Raw genomic sequence first — 26,017 nt, 5'->3', positions numbered from 1 at the left:
GCGGCTCGGGGGTGTCAGTCGTGTCGGCGCTCGACCCGTTCGCGCCGGTGCTCGGCCCGCTCGCGTCGCCACAGCTTCGACGGCCACCAGATGGCGGGGCCGATGTCGTGCGCGAGCGCGGGCACCAGCAGCGACCGGACGACGAACGTGTCGAGCAGCACTCCGAAGGCCACGATGAACGCGATCTGGGCCAGGAACAGGATCGGGATCACGCCGAGTGCGGCGAACGTCGCCGCCAGCACCAGACCGGCCGAGGTGATGACCCCGCCGGTGGCGACGAGGCCCCGGGCGATACCGCGGCGCGTGCCGTGCTGCAGCGTCTCTTCGCGGACCCGGGACATCAGGAAGATGTTGTAGTCCACCCCCAGTGCGACGAGGAAGACGAAACCGTACAGCGGCACCGCCGGGTCGCCGCCCGGGAAGTCGAAGACGTGGTTGAACACGAGGGCGCTGACCCCGAGCGCCGTGCCGAACGACAGGATCGTGCTGAGGATGAGCAGCACCGGCGCGAGCACCGAACGCAGCAGCAGCATGAGGATCAGCAGGATGACCACGAGGATCACCGGGATGATCAGCGTGCGGTCGCGGATCGACGTGTCGTTCGTGTCGACGTCGGTGGCCGTCGAGCCGCCCACGAGCACCCCCGGGACATCGTCCGCGAACGTCGCGCGCAGGTCGCGCACGGTCTGCTCCGCCTCGAGCGAGTCGGCGGGCTCGGTCAGCGTCGCCGACAGCAGGACGTCACCGTCCGACACCGTCGGCGACGGCACGGGCGCTCCGGGCGGGCCGGCCGCCGTGAACACCGGGGCGCCGTCCTGCAGCGCGACCGAGACCTGACCGGTGGGCGAATCGGCGGCGGTGGCGGCGATCGAGTCGATACCGGGGTTGTCCTCGAGCACCGCCAGAGCGTCGGCGAGTCGATCCTCCGGAACGATGATCGACGCGGGGCTGCCCGAACCGGCCGGGAAGTGCTCGGCGAGCGCCGCTTGGCCGTCACGGGCCTCCGACGCTCCCAGCACGAGGTCGCTCGACGGAACGCCGTTCGCATTGAGCTGCAGCACGCCGACCGCGCCGATGAGCAGCACCGCCGTGCTGGCGATCCACACGGTGCGTGCTCGACGCGCGACGAAGCGTGCGAGTCGCGGCCAGATCCCGCGCACCGGGACGGCCGGATCGTCGGGCAGGTCGATGGCGCCCGTGCGCGGGATGAACGGCCAGAACGCCGCGCGACCGAACAGCGCGAGCAGGGCGGGCAGGAACGTCAGCGCCGAGAGCATCGAGAACGCGATGCCGATCGAGGCGATGGGCCCGAGCGCCTTGTTGCTGGCCAGGTCGCTCAGCAGCAGGCAGAGCAGACCGGCGATCACCGTGCCGCCCGACGCGAGGATCGGCTCGACCGATCCCTTCCACGCCCGCACCGCGGCATCCCACCGGTTCATCCCCGAGCCGATCGCCTCGCGGTAGCGGGCGGTGTACAGCAGCGCGTAGTCGGTGGCCGCGCCGATGACGAGGATGAACAGGATGCCTTGCACCTGGCCGTTCAGCACCACGATCTCCGCCTTCGCGAGCCACCACACCGTCAGCAGCGCGACGCACAGCGCGAACACCGATGTCAGCAGCACGAGGATCGGCAGCAGCGGTGACCGGTACACGACGACGAGGATGACGAAGACGGCGGCCAGCGCGACGATGAGGAGCAGCCCGTCGATGCCGAGGAAGCCTTCGACCAGGTCCGCGGTGAACCCGGCGGGCCCGGTGACCCACCCCTCCACGCCGGCGGGGATGTCGTCCTGGACGAGCGACCGGATCTCACCGACGATCTCGCCCACATCTCCGGAGGCGTCGATCGGCACGAACAGCTGCACCGCGAGACCGTCGTCCGCGGGGATGGGCGGCGACACCTCGCCCACGCCGTCCAGCTCTCCGATCGCGGTGCCGAGCTCGGCGAGCGCCGCGAGCTGCGCGTCATCGAGCAGAGCGTCGGAGGATGCCACGACCACCGCGGGGATCTCCTCGGCGCCGGTGAAGTCGGTCAGCCGTTCGTTCACCTGGGTCGCGTCCGCGCTCGACGGCAGGAACGAGGATTGGTCGTTGGTCGCGACCTCGTCCACCCGGCCGAAGTAGGGACCGCCCACCGTCCCGCCCACGAGCCAGATCAGGACGAGCAGGGCGGGGATTCCGAGGCGCAGCCAGCGCGGCACACGTGTTTCGCTCTTCACGTAGGTAGCTTATCTAGCAATCTACGTATACGCCAGACCCGGCATCCGTCGCGGACGCCCGAAACGGCGGCGATCAGCCGCGCGCGAAGAGGACGATCGTCGAGACCACGACCGACACGATGCCCAGCGCGAGCGCTCCCCAGGTCAAACCGAGCAGCAGACGATGCATCGGGGGCCTGCGGGTGAGCCGCATCCGTCCGTGCCAACCGTGACGGAACCAGATGTCGGCGCGGTCGGCCCCGGCCAGCGCGGCCGCCGTGTGGTCGTCGACACGGGCACTGTTGGCCTCGCCCTCGTCGTCGAACCAGCGCACCCAGGTGCCGTCATGGTCGTGGTCGACGACCGCCTCGGCCGGCAACCAGGTGCCGTCACTGGCCCACAGCACCACCAGCGCGATCGCGAGGGCGACGGCGCCGCCGAAGCCGATCCACGTGAAGACCTCGAGGACGGCGTCGAGAGCCGTCGTCACGCGCGCGGCCGGCGGAGGGATCGGGGCGCGCGCAGCATGCTCTCAGTATGGGTCACGCCGGACGCAGCAGCACGCTCAGCGAGGCGAGTGTGCGTTCGAGCTCGATCGACGGCTCGAGCAGCCACTGGATCTGCAGACCGTCCGACGCCGCGACCAGCAGCGCCGCGAGCTGCTCGGCGGGCACGTCGTCGCGCACGGTTCCCGCGGCCTGCTCTGCCCGCAGCCGCTGCGTCAGTTGAGCCCGCACACGCTCGAACCGGGCCGTGAAGAACGCTTTGCCGTGGTCGCTGTTCGCCTCCAGCGCCCCCGCCACGAGGATCGAATACAGCTCGACGAGGCCGGGCACCTCGGCGTTGTCGACGGCCGCGCGCGTCATGACGCCGACGGCCGTCGCCGACGGCGGCCGATCGCGGGCGTCGCGCTGAGCCTCGGCGTGCTCGTAGACGGCGACGAGCAGCTGCTCGCGCGACTCGAAGTAGTGCAGCAGCGCGGCGTGCGAGACACCGATCGCCTCGGCGATGCGGCGCAGCGACGTGCCCTGTAGTCCGCGCTCCTGAAACACCTCGATCGCGCGATCGAGGATCTCGCGGCGCCGCGCGACCCCCTTGGCATAGGCGCCGGGCCGGCCCACGGCTGCGCGATCGTCGGTGCTCACAGCGCGACTCTAACAAAAACCTCCAGCCGGATGTTTTCCGTGTTAGCGTGTCGACGTGCCACCACGAGGCACCCCGCACGATGACGTACGAAAGAAGGTCGACTGTGACTGACGTCCAGGCATCCGTCCAGCTCTATTCGCTCGCGAAGGAGTTCTCCGCCGACATGTCCGGCTCGCTGGCGAGGCTCGCCGAGATCGGGTTCGCGCATGTCGAGGCGTTCGACTTCGTCTCGCGTCCCACCGAGATCCGCGCGGCTCTGGATGCCGCCGGTCTCACATCGCCCACCGGCCACGCTCCCCTGCTGACCGATGAGCTCTGGACGCCCGACGGCTCGATCCCCACCCCCGCGCCCGAGGTCGTCTACGAGGCCGCCGCGACGATCGGCATCACGACCGTCATCGACCCGTTCGTCGCGCCCGAGCGCTGGCTGAGCGAGGACGGTGTCGCCGACATCGCCGGGCGTCTCAACGCCGCCGCGGAGACCGCCGCCGGATTCGGCCTGACCGTGGGCTACCACAACCACGCGCAGGAGTTCATCGCGTCGTTCGACGGGCAGAGCGCTTACGAGCGCTTCGTCTCGCTGCTGGACGAGCGCGTCACCCTCGAGCTCGACCTGTTCTGGGCCCTGACCGGCGGGCAGGACCTCCCCGCGCTCGTCCAGCGCCTGGGCGACCGCCTGATCGCGGTGCACGTGAAGGACGGCATCGTCCCCGCCACCAACCCGTGGGCCGCCGGAGCAGGCGAGTTCGGCTCCGACAGCCTCGACCAGCGCCACGCCGGCACCGGCGACGTCCCCCTCGTCGAGTCGCTGCGCGCGGCCACGGCGCTGAAGTACGCGGTCGTCGAGTACGACAACGCTCCGGGCGACGTCTTCGCCGATGTCGCCGCCAGCCTGGCGTTCCTGCGCGAGAACGGTGTCAGCGCATGACCGGGCCCGTCGGAGTCGGCTTCGTCGGCGTGGGCGTCATCAGCGACACCTATCTCGAGAACCTCGGCTCGTTCCCCGATGTCCGCGTCGTCATCCTCGGCGACCTCGACGTCGACCGCGCGAAGGCTCAGGCCGAGAAGCACGGCGTCGCCGAATGGGGCTCGACCGACGAGGTGCTCGCGCATCCTGACGTCGACGTCGTCGTCAACCTGACGATCCCCGCCGTCCACGTCGAGATCTCCTCGCGCGCCATCGCGGCCGGAAAGCACGTCTGGACCGAGAAGCCATTGGGTCTCGACCGAGAGAGCACCGCCGAGCTGCTCCGACAGGCGGATGCCGCGGGCCTGCGCATCGGCTCAGCGCCCGACACCCTGCTCGGACCGGGCTTCCAAACCGCCAAGCGCGCCATCCAGAGCGGCGTCATCGGCGAGCCGATGTTCGCCTCGACGACGTTCCAGACCGTCGGACCCGACCTGTGGCACCCGAGCCCCGCCTTCCTGTTCGCGCAGGGCGCGGGTCCGCTGCTCGACATGGGCCCGTACTACTTCAGCGGTCTGGTCAGCCTGTTCGGGTCGGCCGACCAGGTCGCCGCCGTGGGCCGCAAGAAGCTCGAGGAGCGCACCATCCAGGCCGGCCCGCAGGCGGGCACGGTCTTCCCCGTCGAGGTTCCGACCACCATGCAGGTCGTCACCGCCTTCGAGGCGGGCCAGCAGTCCGCGAGCCTGCTGAGCTTCGACTCGCCGCTCGAGCGCCACGGCGTCTTCGAGGTCCACGGCACCGAGGGCTCGATGGTCCTGCCCGACCCGAACCAGTTCGAGGGCCGTATCGCCTACGTCACGGCGCGGAAGTCGATCTCGGACGGCAACTGGGGCGAGCAGGAGTGGATCGAGATCGAGCAGGAGGGCGCGCTCACCGGCCGTGGCCTCGGTCTTCTCGACATGGTCCGCGCGATCGCCGAGGGTCGCCCGCACGTGGCCACGGGAGAGCTCGGCTACCACGTGCTCGACATCATGCTGTCGGCGCAGGAGTCGGCGGCATCCGGCGAGTTCGTCACCGTCGCCAGCACCGTCGCACCCGTGCCGACTGTTCCCGTCGACTTCGACCCGTTCACGGCGACGCTGTAACCCTCACGGCGCCCCGCTGAGGGGGAACGCGACAGGCCCGGACTCTTCGGAGTCCGGGCCTTTCGTTGTGGAGCCGCCTAAGGGAATCGAACCCTTGACCTATTCATTACGAGTGAATCGCTCTGCCGTCTGAGCTAAGGCGGCGCGCGTCGCTGTGCGATGCACGATCAGCAATGTTACATGCTGGCGGACCCCGCCGCGAACCGGCGCCGCTCGCGCACCCCATATAGCGGGAGACGCCGTGTTACGCATCGATTACTCGTTGGACATCGGGGGCGCTTAGCGTCGAAGGGCACCGCGACGAGGCGAGCGCGACCCCGGTCGCGCACGGGCGGGACACCGCCCCGCGGTGCCTGATCCGAGGAGCACCACTCATGTCCAAGCGACTTCTGACCGCGGCCGCCCTGGCCCTCCCCCTGACCCTCCTGCTCGGCGCCTGCGCCGGCGGATCCGACGGCTCGGGAGACGCCGCATCCGAGGGCCCCGTGCGCATCGGCGTCGTCGGCGCCGGCGACCCGTACTGGGAGACGTACGTCGAGGCCGCTGCCGCAGAGGGCATCGAGGTCGAGATCGTCGACTTCACCGAGTACACGCAGCCCAACCCCGCCCTGTCGGCGGGCGAGCTGGACCTGAACCAGTTCCAGCACATCATCTACCTCGCGACCTACAACGTGAACGCAGACGACGACCTCGTCGCCGTCGGTTCGACCGCCACCTACCCGCTCGGGCTGTACTCGTCGCAGTACGGTTCGGTCGACGAGATCCCCGAGGGCTCGACGGTCGTCGTTCCCGACGACGAGAGCAACCAGGCGCGCGGCCTGCTCGTGCTGCAGGCGCAGGGACTCATCGAGCTCAAGGACGGCGGATCGGTCTTCTCGACCGTCGCCGATGTCGAGCCCGGCTCGAAGGTGACCGTCGAGGCCCTGGATGCCGCGCTCACGGCCACCTCGCTGCCGGATGTCGCCGCCGCGATCATCAACAACGACTTCGTCGAGGACGCCGGACTCACGTTCGACGAGGCCCTCGCGACCGACGACCCCAGCGACCCGAGCGCGCAGCCGTACATCAACATCTTCGCCGCCAAGGCCGAGGATGCCGACAACCCCACGTACCAGAAGCTCGTCGAGATCTTCCAGGACACCACGGCCGTCACCGACGGGCTGCAGGAGGCCTCCGGCGGCTCCGCGGTGCTCGTGAAGACCCCCGCCGACGAGCTCGCCTCTGCCCTCAAGCAGGTCGAGGACGACATCCGCGCCAACCAGTGACATCCTGCGTGTGCGGCCCGCTCCCTCCGGACGGGCCGCACACGCATGTCGCGTTCGAGGAGCCTTCGTATGACCCTGATCCGCCTGTCCGGCGTGACCAAGCGCTTCCCCCCGTCCACGAAGGGCGGTGACCCCGTCGTGGCGGTCGATGACGTCGACCTCGACATCGCCGCGGGCACCGTGTGCGGCATCGTCGGCTACTCCGGCGCGGGCAAGAGCACCGTGCTGCGCCTGGTCAACGCCCTCGAGACGCCGACGAGCGGACGGGTCGAGATCGACGGGCGCGACATCACCGGACTGCGCGAACGCGAGCTGCGCGCATTGCGCGGCGACATCGGCATGATCTTCCAGCAGTTCAACCTATTCGACTCGCGCACCGTCGCGGGCAACGTCGCGTATCCGCTCGAGGTAGCGGGCAGATCCCGCACCGAGGTGAAGGAGCGCGTGAGCGAACTGCTGGACTTCGTCGGACTCGCCGGCAAGGCCCGCAACTACCCCGAACAGCTCTCCGGCGGCCAGCGCCAGCGGGTCGGCATCGCCCGCGCGCTGGCCACGGATCCCCGCATCCTGCTCGCGGACGAGGCGACGAGCGCGCTGGACCCTGACACGACGCAGGAGGTGCTGGCGCTGCTCAAGCGCGTCAACACCGAGCTCGGTGTGACGATCCTCGTCATCACGCACGAGATGGAGGTCGTCCGCGCCATCGCCGACCGCGTGGTCGTCATGGAGCACGGCCGCATCATCGAGAGCGGCGAGGTGTTCGAGGTCCTCTCCTCGCCGCAGCAGCCGGCGACCCGTCGGTTCGTCGCGAGCATCATCGACGAAGTGCCCTCGGGCGAGAAGCTCGCAGCCCTGACACGGCGGCATCCCGGCCGGATCGTGACGTTCACGATCCGCGAGGGCGACGCCACCCAGGCCGACGTCTTCGCCGCGCTGTCGTCGCACGGGGCCCGGTTCGAGCTGATCCACGGCGGCATCAACGACATCCGTGGTCGCGTCTTCGGCCACCTGACCCTTGCTGTCACCGGCGACGACGACGCCGTCGAGCGCGCCATCACCGCCGCGTCGCAGCACGCCCCGCTGATCGAGGAGGACGTCCGTGGATAGGCTCATCGACCTGCTGCCCGAGCTCTGGCCCGCGACGGCCGAGACGCTCTACATGATCACGCTCAGCCTCCTCTTCGGTGGGCTGGCGGGATTCCTCATCGGCCTCGCGCTGTACGCCACGCGCGCGGGCAGCCTGTTCCCGAACCGCGTCGTCTTCGGCATCCTGAACGTCATCGTCAACACGTTCCGACCGATCCCGTTCATCATCCTGCTGGCGGCCGTGCAGCCGCTCGCCCGCGCTGTCGGCATCCGCGGCATCGGGATCGAGTTCGGCGTCTTCGCGATCTCGATCGCTTCGATGTTCGCGATCGGCCGCATCGTCGAGCAGAACCTGCTGACCGTGCGCCCGGGCGTCATCGAGGCCGCACGCGCCGCAGGCGCGAGCCGGTCGCGCATCCTGTTCCGCCTGGTGCCGCGCGAGTCGCTCGGCCCCCTCGTGCTGGGCTACACCTTCATCGTCGTCGCCCTCGTCGACATGACCGCCATCGCCGGCGCCGTCGCGGCCGGCGGGCTCGGTCAGTTCGCGCTCGTCAACGGCTTCCGCCAGTTCAACCCGTGGGTCACCTGGGCCGCGGTGCTCGTGATCGTCGTCATCGTGCAGGGCGTGCAGTTCCTCGGCAACGCCCTCGCCCGCCGCATCCTGCGCCGCTGACCACTCCGGACGACCGATGCCGTCGGCGCTAGCTGCTCGAGGCGGTCGCGGCGGCGCGTTCGCTGCCGCGACCGCACGTCTGAGCTACTGGCAGACGAGCCCGTCCTCGGGCACGGTGCCTTCGATGAAGAACGCCTCGACCGCCGTGTCGACGCAGGCGCTGCCCTTCTGGAACCCGGTGTGACCCTCACCCTCGCGGGTGATGAGCACGCCCGAGGCGAGCTGCTCGGCGAGGGCGACGGACCATTCGTACGGGGTGGCCGGGTCGTTGGTGGTGCCGATCACGATCATCGGCGCCGCCCCTTCCGCGGTGATCTCGCCGCGGGTACCGGTGGGCGGGTACGGCCACACAGCGCACGCGTCGACGCCTTCCCAGTACGGCGCGATGGTCGGGGCCTCGGCGGCCAGACGCGCCGTTGAGGCCGCCTCCGCCTCGGGGTCGTTCTCGACCGGGTAGTCCATGCAGTTGTAGGCGCGGAACGCCTCCGAAGAGTTGTCCTCGTACTCCCCCGCGGGCGTGCGCGCGTAGTAGAAGTCGGCGAGCAGGAACGCCGTCTCGGGGTCGCCGGCCAGCGCCTGCGACAGCGCCTGGCGCAGAATCGGCCAGTTGCCCTCGGCGTAGAGCGCGGCGATGACCGCCGTCATCAGTGCATCGGCGCCGAGCCGGCGACCGTCGGCTGCGGGCAGCGGCGAGGCGTCGACGCTGGCGAGCAGCGAGCCGAGGTCGGCCATCGCCTCGTCGACCGAGCCGCGGAAGGGGCAGTCCTCGGCTTCCAGGCACGCCGCCATGAAGGCGCGCAGAGCGGACTCGAATCCGACCGCCTGGGTCGTGCTGACGTCGAGCGAGGGGACGCTCGGGTCGATCGCGCCGTCGAGCACGAGACGGCCGACGTTGTCGGGGTAGAGCTTGGCGTAGGTCGCGCCGAGGAAGGTCCCGTACGAGTAGCCGAGGTAGTTCAGCTTCTCGTCACCGAGCACGGCCCGCAGCAGGTCCATGTCGCGGGCGGCGAACTCCGTCGTGATGAAGGGCAGGACGCCGTCGCTGTTCTGCTCGCACGCTGCGGCGAACTGCTCGTTGCGGGCGGTGAGATCCGCCTCCCACTCGGGGGTGCCGCGCGGAGCCGCAGGGATGTCGAAGAAGTAGGCATCGGTGCCGGCGGCGTCGAAGCACGCCACCGGCGTGGAACGGCCGACACCGCGCGGGTCGAAGCCGACGACGTCGTAGGCGTCCGCGAGCACCGAGCCCACCGCGAACTGCGCACTGTCGGCGACGAGGTCGTAGCCGCTGGCCCCGGGGCCGCCCGGGTTGACCAGCAGTGAACCGGCCGGGGAGCCCGAGTCGGCGGCGCGGCGGACGAGCGCGAGCTCGAGTTCGCCGGCCGACGGGTCGTCCCAGTCGCGCGGCGCGCGCACGGTGGTGCAGTCGTAACTGCCGGCGTCCGCACCCTCACAGCTCTCCCACGTCAGATCCTGGCTGTAGAACGGCAGCAGGTCGGGCGAGATGCCCTCGATGACGGGAGTGCGGCTGGGGGCCGTGCTCTTCTCGTCGGGGATGGCGTTGTAGATGCAGCCGGTCAAGGCGACGACGGCGGCCCCGACGAGGGCGACGGAGGTGAGCAGACGACGAGGAGCTTTCACGGTGTCCTTCCGCTGGCAACGGTGATGAGCATGCTCTCGAGCGCGAGCAAGGGGGCCGCGTTGCCCTCGAGGTTGGTGCGGGTGGCCGAGATGCGATCGAGCACGGCGAGGGTCCGCTCCGGCGTCCACGCCGACGCGAGAGCGGCGAGCTCGTCGGTCAGCTCGACGTTGATGAGGTCGTCGGCGCGTCCGAACTGGAGCATGAGGGCGTCTCGGTACATCGACTCGAGATCGGTGAGGACGCGGTCGATGCCGTCGCGCAGGCTGCGCGTCGCGCGGCGCTTCTGGTCGTCGGCGAGGGCCCCGAGCTGGCCGCGGATGGCCGGTGGAACCGCGGCGCCCGGCGCGACGCCCAGGGTGCGCAGCAGCGCCTCGCGCTCGGCCTCGTCGCGTTCAGCGGTGAGTGCCTTGGCGTCCTCGGTCGCCGCAGCCACGATGCGCCCCGCCGCCTCGACCGCGTCGCCGACACCGCGCACCGCGAGCACGGACCGCAAGGTCGCGTCGCGTCGTTGCCGCGACGCGACGTCGGTGGCGAGGCGCTGCGCCATCCCGATGTGACGCTGCGCGAGACGAGCGGACTGCAATGCGACGGCCTCGTCGACGCCCGTGCGCGCGGCGATGAGACGAGCCACGTCGGCGACGTCCGGCTCGCGCAGCCGCAGGGTGCGTACGCGGGAGCGGATGGTCGGCAGCAGGTCGGCGTCGCTCGGGGCACACAGCACCCAGACCGTCCGCTCGGGGGGCTCTTCGAGCGCCTTCAGCAGAACGTTGCTCGTGCGCTCGACCATCCGGTCGGCGTCTTCGACGACGATCACCCGGTACCGTCCGAGCGACGGCGAGAAGTACGAACGCTCGACGAGGCCGCGAGCGTCTCGGATCGAGATCACGACGCCTTCGGTGCGCAGCGCCGTCAGGTCGGGGTGCGTTCCGGCGAGCACCTGCCGCATGGCCGCCTCGTCGCCGGGCTCGGCGATGAGCGCCGCCGCGAACGCGTGGGCGAGCGTCGAACGACCGGATCCGGGCGGGCCGGTGATCAGCCAGGCGTGCGCCAGCTGCGCGGGATCGGATGCCGCAGCCTGCAGCGCCGCCACAGCGGCATCCTGCCCCCACACCTCGCCCCACGGGGGCGCGAGCTCGGTCGCCGCTGCCATGGGTCCAGCCTACGGGGAGCCCCCGACCTCGCCCGCACGCATCAGGGCGCACGGCTGGGGATCCGGCGGGGTTCAGCTTGGGGAGGAGGCGTGGAGCACGCGCTCGGCCCGCTCGCGGATCTCGGTCGCGATATCGAGGGGCGGGCGGGTCGCGTCGACGACGAGGAACCGCTCGGGTTCGGCGGCGGCGAGCCGGAGGAAGGCTGCCCGCACCCGCTCGTGGAACTCGGACTTCTCGGCTTCGAGCCGGTCGAACGGCTTGTCGGCGGCGTCGAGCCGCTCGCGTGCCGCACGGGGGTCGAGGTCGAGCAGCACCGTCAGGTCGGGCAGCGCTCCCTCGGCGGCCCACAGCGACAGCTCGCGCACCTCGTGCGCATCGAGCACGCGTCCGGCGCCCTGATAGGCGACGGACGAATCGAGGTAGCGGTCCTGGATGACCACGTCGCCGCGCGCGAGGGCGGGCCGGACGACCGTCTCGACGTGGTGGGCGCGGTCGGCGGCGTACAGCAGCGCCTCGGCCCGCGGGGAGATGTCACCGCGGTGATGCAGCACGATGTCGCGGATGAGCACACCCACGTCGCTTCCACCGGGCTCTCTCGTGCGCACGACAGCGCGCCCCGCCTGCCGCAGCCACGACTCGAGCGCGGCGGCCTGAGTGGTCTTGCCCGCCCCGTCACCGCCCTCGAGCGTGACCCACAGCCCGCGGGTCGCGGCTGCCGTCACTTCTTCTTCGCCGCGGGCTTGCGGGTCGTGGTCGTCTTGCGGGTGCGCTTGGGCGCCGGCCCCTTGGCACGCTTGTCGGCCAGCAGCTGCACCGCCCGCTCGAAGGTGACCTCTTCAGCGTTCTCACCGCGGGGAATGGTCGCGTTGGTCTCACCGTCGGTGACGTAGGGACCGAAGCGGCCGTCCTTCAGCTTGATCGGCTTGCCGCTGGTCGGATCGGCCTCGAACTCCTTGAGCGCACTCGACGCCGCACGGGCGCCGTACTTCGGCTGCGCGTAGACGGCCAGGGCCTCCTCGAGCGTGATGTCGAACAACTGCTGCTCGCTGGCGAGCGTGCGCGAATCGGTGCCCTTCTTCAGGTAGGGACCGTAGCGGCCGTTCTGCGCCGTGATCTCGGCGCCCGTCTCGGGGTCGACGCCCACGACGCGCGGCAGCGACAGCAGCTTGAGGGCCTGATCGAGGTCGACCGTCTCGACGCTCATCGACTTGAAGAGCGACGCCGTGCGCGGCTTGGGGGCCGCTTCCTTCTTCTTCGTCGTCTTCTTCTTCGCCGGTGCGACCTCGCCGGTCGCCTCGTCGACGGTCTCTTCCGGCTCGGGCTCGAGCTCTTGGACGTAGGGTCCGAAACGACCGTCCTTGACCGCGATGAGCTTGCCGTTCTCGGGGTTCTCGCCCAGCACGCGGTCCCCCGCGACGGGGGCCTCGATGAGCTCCCGCGCCTTCTCGGGCGTCAGCTCGTCGGGTGCGAGGTCGTCGGGGACGTTGACGATGCGCGTCTCGCCGTCGCCGACCGGAACGTCGAGGTACGGGCCGTACTTGCCGAACCGCAGGGTCGCGACATCGCCGATGGGCGTGGCGTTGAGCTCGCGCGCGTCGATGTCACCGAGGTTCTCGACGATGTTGCGAAGGCCCACGTGGTTGTCGGAGCCGAAGTAGAACTCCTTCAGCCAGGCCTCGCGCTCCTGCTCGCCGCGCGCGATCGCGTCGAGGTCGTCCTCGAGCGCCGCCGTGAAGTCGTAGTCGACGAGGTCGGCGAAGTGCTGCTCGAGCAGACGGACCACGCTGAAGGAGAGCCAACTCGGCACCAGGGCCTGTCCGCGCTTGGTGACGTAACCGCGCTCGAGGATGACGTCGATGATGCTCGCGAACGTCGACGGACGGCCGATGCCGCGCTCTTCGAGCGCCTTCACGAGGCTCGCCTCGGTGTAGCGGGGCTTGGGGCTGGTCGCGTGGCCCTTCGGTTCGACATCCGACAGCGTCAGAGTGTCGCCGACGGTGACGGGCGGCAGCGACTGGTCTGCGGAGCGGTCGCTGTCACCGCGCTTCTCGTCGTTGCCCTCTTCGTACGCCTCGAGGAAGCCCTTGAAGGTGTACACCGTGCCGGATGCCGTGAACGCAGCACGCTTGCCGTCGGCGTCGACCTCGAGGGTGACGGTGGTGGTCTCGTACTTCGCGTCCGACATCTGGCTGGCGACGGTGCGCTTCCAGATGAGGTCGTAGAGGCGCTGCTCGTCGCGGTCGAGGCCGGAGGCGACGGAGGCCGGCGTGCGGAACTCCTCGCCCGACGGGCGGATGGCCTCGTGGGCCTCCTGCGCGTTCTTCGCGTTGTTGCGGTACGAGCGCGGGCTCGCCGGCACGGCGCGGTCGCCGTACAGCGCGACCGCCTGCGTGCGCGCCGCCGACACGGCCTGCGCCGACAGCGCGGTCGAGTCGGTTCGCATATAGGTGATGTAGCCCTTCTCGTAGAGACGCTGAGCGACGCTCATGGCGTGCTTCGCGCTCATCGAGAGCTTGCGGCCGGCTTCCTGCTGCATCGTCGAGGTCGTGAACGGCGGCTTCGGGCTGCGCGTTCCCGGCTTCGCCTCGACGGCGGTGACGGCGGCGTGAGCGGCCTTCTCGATACCGGCGGCGAGCGCGCGCGCTTCGGTCTCGGTGAGCACGACGACGGCCTTCTTGAGCGAGCCGGTGTCGTCGAAGTCGGTGCCGCGCGCGAGGGGCGCACCGTCGAGCCGCGCGAGACGCGTCGAGAACGAGCTGCCCTCCTTCGCGGCGTGCGCCTCGATGTCCCAGTACGACGCCGATACGAAGGCCATGCGCTCGCGTTCACGCTCGACGACCATGCGGGTGGCGGCGGACTGCACGCGACCGGCGCTGAGCGCCTGACCGTCACGGCCGGAACCGACCTTGCGCCACAGCACGGGAGAGACGTCCCACCCGTAGAGGCGGTCGAGCACACGCCGGGTCTCCTGCGCGTTGACGAGCGCGATGTCGAGTTCGCGCGTGTTGTCGGCGGCCGCTCGGATGGCGTCCTTGGTGATCTCGTGGAAGACCATGCGCCGCACGGGCACCTTGGGCTTGAGGACCTCGAGAAGATGCCACGCGATGGCTTCGCCTTCGCGGTCTTCATCGGTGGCGAGCAGGACCTCGTCGGCGCCCTTCAGGGCGCGCTTGAGCTCGGCGACCGTTTTTGTCTTGCGGTCGCTGACCACGTAGTACGCATCGAAGCCGTTCTCGACGTCGATGGAGTACTTGCCGTACGCCTGCTTCTTGTCGGCCGGGATGTCCTCTTTCTTAGCGAGGTCCCGGATGTGCCCGACCGAGCTGAGCACTTCGTACTCGTCGCCCAGGTACCCCTGGATCGACTTCATCTTGGTCGGGGACTCGACGATGACGAGTTTCTTGCCGCCTGCCACGAGTCTTCCTTTCTCCGACGCAAACCATACACGCGCCACACGGGGTAAGACGCTGGGAGCGGAACGCCCGTATCCTCCGGCGGGCATATCAAGCCGGAGGCCCCGCGCGGGCGCGCGCCTGCACGCGGAATACACCCGCCGAGCCCGCCACCTCGACCGTGGCGACGACGCCCGCCACCTCGCAGGAAGCCAGGTCGAGCCGCGCACTCGCGACGACCTGCGCGGCTCGCTCGCACGGCGCTCCCCCGACGATCCCGACCGCCGCGTCCGCCGCAGCCAGCGCCGCACTGTCGGCTGTGGCGGTGACCTGCGCCGAGCGGATGGCCGCCCCGCCGACGGCGGCGCACCCGGCGGCGAGGGTCGCCGTCACGACGAGCACGCCGGCGGCGACGGCCGCGCCCGTCACGACAGGTCTCCGGCGAGAGCGCAGGCGCGAGCCCGCAGGGGCGGCAGCGGCAACGGCACGCCGTGGTCGGCCGAGACGGCGGCGCATACGAGGTCACCATCGTCGCCGAGCGAGAGCGACGCACCGGGAACCGCCGCGGTGACGGTGGCGTGCGCGCGGGCGGCATCCTCTCCCCGCGCGGCGAGCCGGGCCGCCTGCGCCGCCGCATGCTCGAGCCGGACCTGCGTGCCCGCCGCCGCCAGCGAGGCGACGGCGAGCAGCACGACCAGCAGCGCCGCGGGCACGACGATGGCGAACTCGGCGGTCGCCGAGCCGCGCTCGTCACGGCGAATGCTCATTGCACGGTGAGCGCGCGGCGCACCAGGTCGGTGAGGATGCCGCGGACTTCGTCGCTGCGCATGATGATCACCAGCAAGCCGGCGAAGGCCACGGCCGCCATGGTGGCGATGGCGTACTCGGCCGTGGCGGCGCCGGACTCGTCGGCGAACAGGCGCGCGGCGCGTGCACGGGTGAGGCGCGGGAGGTGGGGTGTCATGATCGCTCCGTTTCTCTGGATGGGTGGTGGGTCGGGCACGGCTGGGTAGCTCGGCGGCGGGCGTCACAGCGTCACAGCGTCACAGGGGTGCTCGCGAGCACGCTGAGCAGCATCGGGGCGACGCCGATGAGCAGGAAGGCCGGCAGCGTGCAGACACCGAGCGGTATCAGCAGTCGCGACGAGAGGCGCGCCGCGCGCAAGCGCCCGTCGACGCGGGCGCGATGCCGCTCGAGATCGGCGGTGGCGCGCAGCAGCTCGACAGCCGGCGCTCCGGCGGTGCGCGAGAGCTCGAGCACCTCGCGGTCGGCCGGGGTGGGCTCGGTGTCGACCGATGCCAGCACCTGCTCGGCGCGCGCGATCGAGACGCCGCCCGAGAGGGCGATGGCAAGCATCTCCGACGTCAGCCCCGCGACGGTCGCATCGGGTTGCGCCCGCGCCACGAGCCGCCGCGTCCATACGTGCGCCGCAGCCATGAGGAACGCGCCGGCGGCGAGGCAGACAGCACCGATCGGGTGAGTCACGGTGGCGACGATGTCGAAGCCGAGGACGAGCGCGAGGACGACCGCGACGAGGGGAAGCCAGCTGACCAAGCGGGCGGTCGCGGCCGGTTCGGCGAGCGCGACACGAACGTCGTCGCGTGTCTGCTCGGCTTCGCTCAGGGCTGCTGCGATGCTCCGGAGCGTGCGTGCGAGCGGCGCGCCGACGACGGCGGCGACCTGCCATGCCGCGGCGGCGTCGCGCCAGGCCCCGCCCGACGCCCCGATCGCGTCGACCAGGTCGCTGCCGGACGTCCGGCCGGCGCACACGCCGACGGCTGCGGCGTCACCGGCGGCCGCCAGGTGCTGCCACGCGAGGTCCGGTGCGACGCCGGCTTCGAGCAGGACCGCGAGGCGCCGCAGGGTGGGCGCGACCGATGACGCCGTCGCGGCAGCGGCATCCGTCGTCCGTCGTCGCAGTGGCCTCACCGCAACTCCTGCACGTCGAGCCGCCCCGCGGTCAAAATCGGTCGAGCCATCCCGGTGACACGTCGTGCTCCGTCGACACGGCCGACGTGCACGATCGCTCCGATCGCGCTGACCACCTGCCGCGCGACCGCATGATCGTCGAGTCCGGCGAGCGAACCGAGCGCCTCGAGGCGCGCCGGCACGTCACCCAGACCGCTCGCATGCACCGTGCCCGCGCCGCCGTCGTGTCCGGTGTTGAGGGCTGTCAGCAGCTCGCGCACTTCTTCTCCGCGACACTCCCCCACCACGAGACGGTCGGGACGCATGCGCAGCGCCTCGCGGACGAGCCGGGCCAGCGGCACCGCGCCCGCACCCTCGAGGTTCGGCTGCCGTGCTTCGAGCCGCACGTGGTGAGGGTGGTCGAGTCGGAGCTCGGCGACATCCTCGATCGTCACGATGCGTTCGGTGGGCGCGACGCGCCCCAGCAGCGCCGCGAGGAGCGTCGTCTTGCCCGCCCCGGTCGCACCGGTCACGAGGACGTTCGTCCGCGCCGTCACCAGCGCCTCCAGGCGCTTCGCCGTGGCGGCGTCGAACATCCCGCGGCGCCCGAGATCGTCGAGGGTCATCCGGTCGCCCGCGGGAAGCCGGATCGAGATGACAGCACCCTCGCACGCCACCGGCGGGAGAACGGCGTGCACCCGGATGCCGCCCTCCCAGCGCACGTCGGCGCACGGTGTCGCGTCGTCGATGTGGCGACCCCCGAGCGAGATCAGCGAGACCGCCAGCGCGCGCGCCGCCGACTCGTCCGCGCGCCACCCGACGACAGGCTCGGCGCCCCGGCCCCGGTCGACGAACAGGCCGCCGCGGCCGTTGACGAACACGTCGGTGACCTCGGGATCGAGCAGATGCGGGCGCAGCGCATCGAGCGCAGGATGATCCGGCAGCCGCCGTCGGGAGGGTGCCCCGCCAGCTGCATCCGCCACAGGTGAAGCGGCCCGCGCAGCCGCGGTGCGGGCGGAAGGGCTGCCCTCACGGGGAGCGACGACGAAGGGTTGAGACATACCCCGAAGGTAGAAACCGGCGGCGTTCTCGCGGAGCCGCATCCGTCGATCAGTGGAGGAACGGCACCTGCCCGGCGCTGGGGAGGGTTGTCCGAAGAGGGGGGAGGACGGCACCCCACATTGGGGGATTGGGATGCCGTCCACGCGACGACCCGCCGCTTGGGGGGTAGGTCGGGGCGCCACGGGCGCGAAGAACTCGCAGCCACCTCCAGCTTACGCCGCGCCTCCGACCCCGGCCACTCGCCGAGGGCCGGACCGGCCGTGGCTGGCCACCCACTATCGGCGGTAGTCCCCCGGCACCGCGCCGGTCTAGATTGACCGGACGCCGCACTGCGGCGCCATGGACCGCAAAGGAGCGTGCGCATGAGCAGCAAGATCGACCACCTGCTGACCGAGACCCGGCGATTCGCCCCCTCGCCCGACTTCGCCGCCGCCGCGATCGGCACCGCCGAGCTGTACGAGCGGGCCGCGGCGGACCGCGAGGGATTCTGGGCCGATCAGGCACGCGAGCTGCACTGGCACACCCCCTTCACGCAGGTGCTCGACTGGTCGAACCCGCCGTTCGCGGAATGGTTCGCCGACGGCGAGCTCAACGTCGCCTACAACTGCCTCGACCGGCACGTGGCCGCCGGCCTCGGAGACCGCGTGGCGCTGCTGTGGGAGGGCGAGCCCGGCGACGATCGCGCCGTGACGTACGCCGAGCTGACCGACGAGGTCAAGCGCCTCGCGAACGTGCTCACGGAGCTCGGCATCGAGCAGGGCGACCGGGTCGCGATCTACATGCCGATGATCCCCGAGGCCGTCGCCGCGATGCTCGCCGTCGCCCGCCTCGGCGCGGTGCATTCGGTCGTCTTCGGCGGCTTCTCGGCCGACAGCCTGCGCACCCGCATCGACGACGCCGGCGCGAAGCTCGTGATCACCGCCGACGGCGGCTACCGCAAGGGCAAGGTCTCTCCCCTCAAGCCCGCCGTCGACCAGGCCCTCGCCGACCGCGGCGCCGGACCGCAGCTGACGGTCGAGCACGTGCTGGTCGTGCGGCGCGGCGAAAACGACGTCGAGTGGACCGAGGGCCGCGACCTCTGGTGGCACGACGTCGTGCCGGCGGCATCCGCCGATCACGAGGCACGTGCCTTTCCCGCGGAGAACCCGCTGTTCATCCTGTACACGTCGGGCACGACCGGGAAGCCCAAGGGCATCCTGCACACCTCCGGCGGTTATCTGACCCAGGCCGCGTTCACGAACCGTGTCGTCCACGACCTGCACCCCGAGACGGACGTCTACTGGTGCACCGCCGACATCGGATGGGTCACGGGCCACAGCTACGTCACCTACGGACCGCTCGCGAACGGTGCGACCCAGGTGCTCTACGAGGGAACGCCCGACACCCCGCACCCGGGACGGTCGTGGGAGATCATCCAGAAGTACGGGGTGACGATCTACTACACCGCCCCCACGGCCATCCGATCGTTCATGAAGATCGGCCGCCAGGTGCCCGCGGAGTACGACCTGTCGAGCATCCGGCTGCTCGGGTCGGTGGGCGAACCCATCAACCCCGAGGCATGGATGTGGTACCGCAAGGTCATCGGCGGCAAGAACGCCCCGATCGTCGACACGTGGTGGCAGACCGAGACGGGCGCCATCATGATCTCCGCGCTGCCGGGGGTGACCGAGACGAAACCCGGCTCGGCGCAGATGGCCTTGCCGGGCATCTCGATCGACGTCGTCGACGAGAACGGCGACCGCGTCGGCGAGGGCAACGGCGGCCTTCTGGTCATCACGGAGCCGTGGCCGAGCATGCTGCGCGGCATCTGGGGTGACCCCGACCGGTTCGTCGAGACCTACTGGGAGAAGTTCCAGGATCGCGGCTACTACTTCGCCGGCGACGGCGCCCGCCTCGACGACGACGGCGACATCTGGCTCCTGGGCCGCGTCGACGACGTCATGAACGTGTCGGGCCATCGCCTGTCGACCACCGAGATTGAATCGGCCCTCGTGGCCCACGAGGCGACCGCCGAGGCCGCGGTCGTCGGCGCGTCCGACGAGACGACCGGCCAGGCGGTGGTGGCGTTCGTGATCATCAAGCAGAGCTACCTCGACGCTCACGAACCCGACGGGCTCGCGACCTCGCTGCGCCAGTGGGTCGGCGAGCAGATCGGACCGATCGCACGTCCGCGCGACGTCTACATCGTCGGCGAGCTTCCCAAGACGCGTTCGGGCAAGATCATGCGGCGTCTGCTGCGGGATGTCGCCGAGGGCCGCGAGGTCGGCGACACCACGACGCTCGCCGACACCGCCGTGATGTCGGTGATCAGCGCCCAGCTGAAGTAGGGGCGGTCAGTCGTCGGTCCGCTCGAGACCGCGGGCGCGGATCTCGTCGAGGTCGAGGCTGGCCAGGATGCGGCGGGCCACGAGGTCGTCGATCGTCCCCTCCCGGCGCAGACGCAGCAGCACCTCGCGCTTGCGGTCGAGGACGGCCAGGTGCAGGCGCGTGGCCTCGCGGTGCCGGATCAGGGGTGAGCGCTGGGTGAGGTCGATGTCGTCGCTCACGGCGATCATCTCGAGCTGCGGCACGGCGCGGCGGCCGTCGCCGTCGACCGCGTCGGGGGGCACCGGCCCCACGCGAGCGGCTTCGTCATCGCCCCCGATGCCATCGTCGGCGTCCGAGCGCTCGCTCTCCTCGGCGGCGCGGACGCGGGCGACTGCGCGGGCGTTGGCGAGCTCGAGGCGCTCGTAGCCCTCGCGGCGCGCGCGGTCGCGGACGACATCGCTGATGCCGTGCTCGACGGCCAGATCGTCCAGGGCCGCGAGGGCGGCGCCCGAGATGGCCCGCTGAGCGAGCTCGAACTCGGCCACGGCGGCATCGTCGGACGGGAGCTTGGCCCACCGGATGACCGCCGGCAGCAGCGGCCCCTGCACGAGGAGCGTGAGCATGATGACACCGGCGGTGACGAAGACGATGGCATCGCGCCCCGGCACCGGCCCGCCGCCGGGCAGGGTGATCGGGACAGAGAGCGCGATAGCGAGCGAGACGGCGCCGCGGAACCCCGCGAAGGTGCTGACGACCCGCGAGCGATGCCGCAGCGACCGCGACGAGCCGGCGGCGGGCCGCGAGAACGGCGAGAACAGCCACTGGAAGACGTAGCGGACGACGACGAGGGCGATCCAGGCGGCGAGGGTGACGAGCAGCAGGGTGCCGATCTCGGACGGCGAGATCTCGTGGATCACGAGCTGCACCTCGAGCCCGATGAGCACGAACAGGGCACCGTTGAGCAGGTAGACGCCGAACGGCCAGGTGGCGTCGGCGGCTCGCCGCGAGGTCGCCGTCGTGATGCGCGGCGACACCCAAGCGATGATGAGGCCGGCGAAGACGACGGCGAGCACCCCCGACGCCTCGATGAGCTCGGCGACGAGGAACGAGACGAACGGGACGAGCAGCAGCGTCAGGTTGATCGTGAGCGTCGACCGCATCCGGCGCAGCACGACGAAGGCGGCGGCCGCGACCGCGACACCGGCAGCCGCTCCCCCGAGGTACGACAGCGCGACCATCCCGGTGATCGACCACGGGGTGACCTGGTCGCCCAGCAGCAGCGAGACCGCGATGGCGTAGAGCACGAGCGCCGTGCCGTCGTTGGTGAGGCTCTCGGCCTTGAGCTTCATGAAGGTGCGCTCGGGCAGCAACCGGCCCAGCGCGGCGACGGCGGTGGCGTCGGGCGGCGCGACTGCCGCGCCCATCACGAGCGCCGCCTCCCACGGCACGCCGAGAGCGGTGGCGACGCCGGCCACCGCGAACGCCGAGGCGACGACGAGCAGCGTGCTCATGGGCACGATGTAGCGCAGCGATCGGCGCACCGACCGCAGTGACGTCGTCCATGCCTCGCGGAACAGCATCACCGGCAGGAACAGCAGCAGCATCGTCTCGGGCGGCAGCTCGATCTCTCGCAGCTCGGGCACGAAGCCCAGCAGCAGGCCGATCGCCAGCAGCACGAGCGGTGTCGCGACGCGCAACCGGGGCGCGAGCACCGTGCCCACCAGCATCGCGATCCCGAGCAGAACCGTGACTTCGAGTCCCTGCATGCCTACCGCCTCCGTCGTGAACCTGAGCACAGCGTAGAGATCGCCGCGCCCTCGCGGGGGCGGCGCGTGTCGGTGTCAGCCGACGGTGTCAGCCGACGGGGTCAGCGCAGGGCGAAGACGACCTCGACCTCGACGGGCGAATCCAGCGGCAGGACGGGCACGCCGACGGCAGACCGCGCGTGACGACCGGCCTCGCCGAACACCTCGCCGAGCAGCTCGCTCGCACCGTTGATGACGCCGGGCTGACCGGTGAATTCCGGAACGGATGCCACGAACCCCGTGACCTTGACGACCCGCACGAGCTTGTCGAGCCCGCCGGCGGCGTCGGCGGCCGCAGCGATCGCGTTGAGGGCGCAGCGGCGCGCGAACTGCGCGGCATCCACGGGCGGGACGAGTCCCTCGCCGTCGCCGACCTTGCCCGTCGCAGGAAGCGCTCCGTCGACCATCGGGAGCTGACCCGAGGTGTAGACGAGGTCACCGTGCACGGTCGCGGGGATGTACGCGGCGACCGGCGGAACGACCGGCGGCAGCTCGATCCCGAGCTCGCGCAGGCGCGCGGCGACGCTCACGCGCCCATTCCTTCGAACTGCTGCGCCGCCTGCTGTGCCGCCCCGAGACCGGCGTTGGCGACGCCTCCGCCCGCCGGACGCTTGAAGTAGGCCACCAGGCCGCCCTCGGGACCGGGCACGACCTGCACCAGCTCCCAGCCCTGCTTGCCCCAGTTGTTGAGGATCGCGGCGGTGTTGTGGATCAGCAGGGGCGTGGTGAGGTACTCCCACGTCGTCATCGGGGCTCCGATCTGTGGCAGGGCTAGGGTGCGAAACGGCCGCGCGCAACGGCTCGACCTGAGGCGGACGCCCAGGTATCTCGCTTACGATTCACCCTATGCCTCACAAGAAACGCACGGCCACCGGTGTGCTCGGCGGTCTCGCCGGCCTGGTCGGCCTCAGTGCCGTGGCCGGGGTGCTCGTCACGGCGACCGTGACCCCCGCCATCGCCGTGTCGGGTTACGCAGCATCCAGCGCGATCGACGTCTTCGACAACATGCCGAGCTACCTCGAGGTCGACGAGCTCATGCTCCCGACCGAGTTCTATCGCAAGGACAGCGACGGCAACGACGTCCTCATGACGCAGTTCTACGACCAGAACCGCATCCCCGTCGCTTGGGAGGAGGTCGCGCCGGTCATGTACGACGCGATCATCTCGAGCGAGGACAAGAACTACTACACGCACGGCGGTGTCGATCTGGTCGGTACCGCCAGCGCCGTGTTCGGCAACCTGCGTGGTGGCGACACCCGCGGTGGCTCGTCGATCACGCAGCAGTACGTCAAGAACGTCCTGCAGCAGGCCTGCGAGAAGGAGGCCAAGTCGCAGGAAGAGGTCGACGCCTGCTTCCGCTCGACGACAGTCGCCAGCGGCACCGACGGCATCGAGCGCAAGCTGCAGGAGATGCGTTACGCGATCCAGCTCGAGAAGCGCTACCCGAAGAACGAGATCCTCCTCGGCTACCTGAACATCGCGCACTTCGGCGGCACGGTGTACGGCATCGGCGCAGCGGCCCAGTACTACTTCAGCACCTCCGCGGCCAACCTCACCATCGGTCAGGCCGCCGCCATCGCGGGCATGGTCCAGGAGCCCAACTCCTACCGTCTCGACCGTCCCGAAAGCGAGACGAACGGTGCCGCGAACGGGTACGCGCTGACGAAGGACCGTCAGACCTACGTGCTCAACCGCATGTTCTCGGACGGCAAGATCACGGCGGAAGAACGGGATGCCGCGATCGCGGAGCCCATCACGCCGGCCATTCAGCAGCGCCCCCAGGGATGCCAGCTGGCCGCCGGCGCGGAGTTCTTCTGCGAGTACGTCCGCAACATCGTCCTGTCCGACCCCGCGTTCGGAGAGACCCTCGAGGACCGTCAGCAGAACCTCCGCCGCGGCGGCATGAAGGTCTACACGACGCTCGACCCCGACCTGCAGAACGCCGCGCTCGACGCGATGTCGGTCGTCCCGGCGAACCACAGCGGGATGAACCTCGGCTCCTCGGCCGTCCAGGTCGAGGTGGGCACCGGCCGCGTCCTGTCGATGGTCCAGAACCGACCCTTCGCCCCCACGGGCGACGACTCCGGCAACGTCACCCCGGTCAACTACAACGTGCGCAACAACGACGGCGGCGGCGGTCACTCCGCGGGCTCGACGTACAAGGTGTTCAGCCTCATCAACTGGCTCGAGCAGGGCCATTCGGTCAACGAGGTGCTCAACGGCCGCGTAGGGACCAAGCGCGTGCTGACCACGTGCGAGGGCGGCACGCAGAACGTGCGGGCCGACAACAGCCGCGACGGCATCGGCAACTTCCAGAACAGCAACGGCTACTCGGGCACCGTGCGCAAGTTCACCGAGGACTCCCTGAACTCGGGATTCTTCGCCATGGCAGAGCGCATCTCGGTCTGCTCGACGAACCAGGTCGCGATGAAGATGGGCGTCATGCGCTCGGACGGCTCGCCGCTCGACAACGGTAACCAGCCCTACAACGTCCTGGGCGACGCGGCGGTCGCACCGATCGACATGGCGCAGGCCTACGCCTCGATCGCCGGCGGCGGCACCCTCTGCCCGAGCAAGGTGATCGACCGCGCCATCACCTCCGACGGCACCGACATCACGCCCCAGCTGCAGTGCTCGCAGGCGATCTCGGCCAACGTCGCCGCGACCGCCGCGTACACGCTGCAGGGCGTGATGAACGCGACCGGTCAGGGCTCGCGCACCAACGACGGCACCCCGATCTTCGGTAAGACCGGTATCCACGAGTACGAGCACACCTGGATGGACGGCGCGAGCTCGAAGGTCGCGACCGTCGTCTGGGTCGGCAACGTCATGGGCCACGGCAAGCTCAACGAGTACCGCGCCAACGGCTGGCGACTCGACCAGATCCGTAACGCGGTCTGGCCGGTCATGCAGCGCGCTGCCAACGCCAAGTTCGGCGGCGACCCGTTTCCGGCTCCCGATTCGAACCTGACGAAGAACATCCTGACCGACCTGCCCAACGTCGTCGGCCAGTCCGTCGAAGAGGCCGAGCGCGCGCTTCAGGCCGCGGGCTTCAGCGTCAACGTCGCGTCGCCGACCGACTCGACGGAGCCCGCGGGCCGGATCGTCTCGCAGGACCCGGGTCCGGGACGCGCCCCGGGCGGTACGACCGTCACCATCACGCCGAGCAACGGCGAGGGGGCCACGGTCCCGCCCGTGACGGGCAACCCGCAAGAGGCGGAACGCCAACTGCGCGCCGCCGGGTTCACGAGCGTGACGACCGCCTGCACGCAGCAGGAGGATGCCGCTCAGCCCACCGTCACCGGCACGGATCCCGCCGCCGGCACGGGCGTCGGCCGCAGCACGCAGATCACGATCCAGTACGCGGCGAAGGACTGCTGATGGCGAGCGTCCGCCGGACGCTGACCACGATCGCCACCGCCGGCGCCCTGAGCGCCGGCGGTGCGGTCGTCTGGGGCGTCGGTATCGAGCGATACCTGTTCACCGTGCGTCGGCACGAGCTGCGTGTCCTCCCGCCGGGCAGCGCGAACGTCACGGTGCTGCACCTGTCCGACGCCCACATGGCGCCGTGGCAGCACCGCAAGCAGCGTTGGATCGCCGACCTCGTCGAAGACACCCAGCCCGATCTCGTCATCAACACGGGCGACAACCTCGGGCATGCGCGCGGGCTCGACGGCATCCGTTCCGCGTTCGCCCCCCTGCGTGGGGTGCCCGGGTTCTTCGTCCACGGGTCGAACGACGTCTTCGAGCCGAGCGGCCGCAATCCGCTGCGCTACTTCACCGGCCCGTCGGGCCACGCCAAGGCCGCGGACAAGCTCGACACGCCCGCCATGGACGCGTACTTCGCCGACGAGCTCGGCTGGTCGGATCTCGACAACGCGGCCGCCACGGTCCGTGTGGGCGCCCTGCGCATCGACGGTGTCGGCGTCGACGACGCCCACCGCGACTGGGATGACCTCGACGCCCTCCCCGCGGCCCTCACGGGGCTCGGGAAGCCCGACGAGGCGCAGCTCACGGTCGGCGTCACCCATGCCCCGTATCGACGGGTCCTCGACCGCTTCGTCGACCTCGGCGCGGATGTGATCTTCGGCGGCCACACGCACGGCGGCCAGGTGCGTGTCCCGTTCTCGTCGCGGGCGCTCGTCGCCAACTGCGACATCCCCCTCGACCAGGCCCGCGGCCTGAGCACGTGGGGAACGGATGCCGTGCCTCTCAACGTCAGCGCCGGCCTCGGGCACTCCATCTACGCCCCGATCCGCTTCGGATGCCGCCCCGAGGCCTCCGTGCTGACCCTGCGCGCTCGCATGTGAGCCGATTCGTCATCTGAGCCGGA

Annotated in this window: 23 protein-coding genes and 1 tRNA gene; 8 read left to right on the top strand and 16 right to left on the bottom strand. The window is 70.6% G+C overall.

Going from position 1 to position 26,017, the window contains the following annotated elements; all coding sequences use genetic code 11:
* Positions 1–14 precede the first annotated feature (14 nt).
* The 3 genes from PUW82_RS07010 to PUW82_RS07000 all read right to left on the bottom strand — a co-directional run bounded on the left by PUW82_RS07010 (position 15) and on the right by PUW82_RS07000 (position 3,343).
* A complete protein-coding gene (locus PUW82_RS07010) occupies positions 15–2,219 on the bottom strand; it encodes an MMPL family transporter (protein ID WP_274221560.1) in 2,205 nt (734 codons plus the stop codon).
* Positions 2,220–2,292: 73 nt separating this feature from the next.
* On the bottom strand, positions 2,293–2,688 hold the full coding sequence (locus tag PUW82_RS07005; RefSeq protein WP_274221559.1) for a hypothetical protein: 396 nt from the start codon (positions 2,686–2,688) through the stop codon (positions 2,293–2,295).
* Positions 2,689–2,740: 52 nt separating this feature from the next.
* Positions 2,741–3,343 carry a TetR/AcrR family transcriptional regulator gene (locus PUW82_RS07000; protein ID WP_274221558.1) on the bottom strand — a complete coding sequence of 201 codons (603 nt, stop codon included), beginning with the start codon at positions 3,341–3,343 and terminating at the stop codon, positions 2,741–2,743.
* Between the two features lie 164 nt (positions 3,344–3,507).
* On the opposite strand from PUW82_RS07000, the gene PUW82_RS06995 reads away from it, so the two are divergent.
* Together PUW82_RS06995 and PUW82_RS06990 are read left to right on the top strand one after the other, a co-directional pair.
* Complete coding sequence (locus PUW82_RS06995) at positions 3,508–4,272, top strand: sugar phosphate isomerase/epimerase family protein (protein ID WP_420792736.1); 765 nt, start codon at positions 3,508–3,510, stop codon at positions 4,270–4,272.
* Positions 4,269–5,396 (top strand): Gfo/Idh/MocA family protein, encoded by a 1,128-nt coding sequence (locus PUW82_RS06990; protein WP_274221556.1) that lies wholly within the window; start codon positions 4,269–4,271, stop codon positions 5,394–5,396. Before PUW82_RS06995 ends, PUW82_RS06990 begins: the two co-directional genes overlap by 4 nt.
* 68 nt (positions 5,397–5,464) lie before the next feature.
* Here PUW82_RS06990 and PUW82_RS06985 read toward each other — a convergent pair.
* Positions 5,465–5,540: transfer RNA gene (locus PUW82_RS06985), tRNA-Thr, on the bottom strand.
* A gap of 230 nt (positions 5,541–5,770) precedes the next feature.
* On the opposite strand from PUW82_RS06985, the gene PUW82_RS06980 reads away from it, so the two are divergent.
* The 3 genes from PUW82_RS06980 to PUW82_RS06970 all read left to right on the top strand — a co-directional run bounded on the left by PUW82_RS06980 (position 5,771) and on the right by PUW82_RS06970 (position 8,420).
* Positions 5,771–6,661 (top strand): MetQ/NlpA family ABC transporter substrate-binding protein, encoded by an 891-nt coding sequence (locus tag PUW82_RS06980; RefSeq protein ID WP_274221555.1) that lies wholly within the window; start codon positions 5,771–5,773, stop codon positions 6,659–6,661.
* A gap of 69 nt (positions 6,662–6,730) precedes the next feature.
* The gene (locus PUW82_RS06975; RefSeq protein WP_274221554.1) at positions 6,731–7,768 is read left to right on the top strand and encodes a methionine ABC transporter ATP-binding protein; all 1,038 of its coding nucleotides are present in this window, start codon (positions 6,731–6,733) and stop codon (positions 7,766–7,768) included.
* Entirely contained in the window at positions 7,761–8,420 is a 660-nt protein-coding gene (locus tag PUW82_RS06970) for a methionine ABC transporter permease (protein ID WP_274221553.1), read from the top strand. Before PUW82_RS06975 ends, PUW82_RS06970 begins: the two co-directional genes overlap by 8 nt.
* An 84-nt stretch (positions 8,421–8,504) precedes the next feature.
* Here PUW82_RS06970 and PUW82_RS06965 read toward each other — a convergent pair whose 3' ends face one another.
* The 9 genes from PUW82_RS06965 to PUW82_RS06925 form a co-directional block, all read right to left on the bottom strand.
* Positions 8,505–10,058, bottom strand: coding sequence for an alpha/beta hydrolase (locus PUW82_RS06965; RefSeq protein WP_274221552.1), 1,554 nt, complete (start codon positions 10,056–10,058; stop codon positions 8,505–8,507).
* Positions 10,055–11,209, bottom strand: a complete 1,155-nt coding sequence (locus PUW82_RS06960) for a DNA polymerase III subunit delta' (RefSeq protein ID WP_274221551.1) — start codon at positions 11,207–11,209, stop codon at positions 10,055–10,057. Before PUW82_RS06960 ends, PUW82_RS06965 begins: the two co-directional genes overlap by 4 nt.
* A 72-nt stretch (positions 11,210–11,281) precedes the next feature.
* Positions 11,282–11,932 (bottom strand): dTMP kinase, encoded by a 651-nt coding sequence (gene tmk / locus PUW82_RS06955; RefSeq protein ID WP_274221550.1) that lies wholly within the window; start codon positions 11,930–11,932, stop codon positions 11,282–11,284.
* The gene (topA, locus tag PUW82_RS06950; RefSeq protein ID WP_502361420.1) at positions 11,929–14,580 is read right to left on the bottom strand and encodes a type I DNA topoisomerase; all 2,652 of its coding nucleotides are present in this window, start codon (positions 14,578–14,580) and stop codon (positions 11,929–11,931) included. The genes tmk and topA overlap by 4 nt, the downstream gene beginning before the upstream one ends.
* Positions 14,581–14,713: 133 nt before the next feature.
* Positions 14,714–15,031 carry a helicase gene (locus tag PUW82_RS06945; RefSeq protein WP_274221548.1) on the bottom strand — a complete coding sequence of 106 codons (318 nt, stop codon included), beginning with the start codon at positions 15,029–15,031 and terminating at the stop codon, positions 14,714–14,716.
* The gene (locus tag PUW82_RS06940) at positions 15,028–15,369 is read right to left on the bottom strand and encodes a TadE family type IV pilus minor pilin (protein ID WP_274221547.1); all 342 of its coding nucleotides are present in this window, start codon (positions 15,367–15,369) and stop codon (positions 15,028–15,030) included. The genes PUW82_RS06945 and PUW82_RS06940 overlap by 4 nt, the downstream gene beginning before the upstream one ends.
* Complete coding sequence (locus PUW82_RS06935) at positions 15,366–15,566, bottom strand: DUF4244 domain-containing protein (protein WP_210007399.1); 201 nt, start codon at positions 15,564–15,566, stop codon at positions 15,366–15,368. The genes PUW82_RS06940 and PUW82_RS06935 overlap by 4 nt, the downstream gene beginning before the upstream one ends.
* 71 nt (positions 15,567–15,637) lie before the next feature.
* A complete protein-coding gene (locus PUW82_RS06930) occupies positions 15,638–16,531 on the bottom strand; it encodes a type II secretion system F family protein (RefSeq protein WP_274221546.1) in 894 nt (297 codons plus the stop codon).
* Positions 16,528–17,571, bottom strand: a complete 1,044-nt coding sequence (locus tag PUW82_RS06925; RefSeq protein ID WP_274221545.1) for a TadA family conjugal transfer-associated ATPase — start codon at positions 17,569–17,571, stop codon at positions 16,528–16,530. Before PUW82_RS06925 ends, PUW82_RS06930 begins: the two co-directional genes overlap by 4 nt.
* Before the next feature lie 363 nt (positions 17,572–17,934).
* Here PUW82_RS06925 and acs point away from each other — a divergent pair, with 363 nt between their 5' ends.
* Positions 17,935–19,899, top strand: coding sequence for an acetate--CoA ligase (gene acs, locus PUW82_RS06920; RefSeq protein WP_274221544.1), 1,965 nt, complete (start codon positions 17,935–17,937; stop codon positions 19,897–19,899).
* Positions 19,900–19,905: 6 nt separating this feature from the next.
* On the opposite strand, the gene PUW82_RS06915 is transcribed toward acs, so the two are convergent.
* From PUW82_RS06915 to sp36, 3 genes are all read right to left on the bottom strand, one after another.
* Positions 19,906–21,645 carry a Na+/H+ antiporter gene (locus PUW82_RS06915; protein ID WP_274221543.1) on the bottom strand — a complete coding sequence of 580 codons (1,740 nt, stop codon included), beginning with the start codon at positions 21,643–21,645 and terminating at the stop codon, positions 19,906–19,908.
* 101 nt (positions 21,646–21,746) lie between these two features.
* Complete coding sequence (locus PUW82_RS06910) at positions 21,747–22,214, bottom strand: RidA family protein (protein WP_274221542.1); 468 nt, start codon at positions 22,212–22,214, stop codon at positions 21,747–21,749.
* A complete protein-coding gene (gene sp36, locus PUW82_RS06905; protein ID WP_274221541.1) occupies positions 22,211–22,432 on the bottom strand; it encodes a Sp36 family protein in 222 nt (73 codons plus the stop codon). The genes PUW82_RS06910 and sp36 overlap by 4 nt, the downstream gene beginning before the upstream one ends.
* Before the next feature lie 98 nt (positions 22,433–22,530).
* Here sp36 and PUW82_RS06900 point away from each other — a divergent pair, with 98 nt between their 5' ends.
* Together PUW82_RS06900 and PUW82_RS06895 are read left to right on the top strand one after the other, a co-directional pair.
* A complete protein-coding gene (locus tag PUW82_RS06900) occupies positions 22,531–25,065 on the top strand; it encodes a transglycosylase domain-containing protein (protein WP_274221540.1) in 2,535 nt (844 codons plus the stop codon).
* Complete coding sequence (locus tag PUW82_RS06895) at positions 25,065–25,994, top strand: metallophosphoesterase (protein WP_274221539.1); 930 nt, start codon at positions 25,065–25,067, stop codon at positions 25,992–25,994. The genes PUW82_RS06900 and PUW82_RS06895 overlap by 1 nt, the downstream gene beginning before the upstream one ends.
* Positions 25,995–26,017: the final 23 nt, after the last annotated feature.

This window comes from Microbacterium thalli, assembly GCF_028737325.1.
GTDB lineage: Bacteria > Actinomycetota > Actinomycetes > Actinomycetales > Microbacteriaceae > Microbacterium > Microbacterium thalli.
Note: the sequence above shows the minus strand (reverse complement) of the source record. Positions and strands in the feature narration are given on the sequence as shown.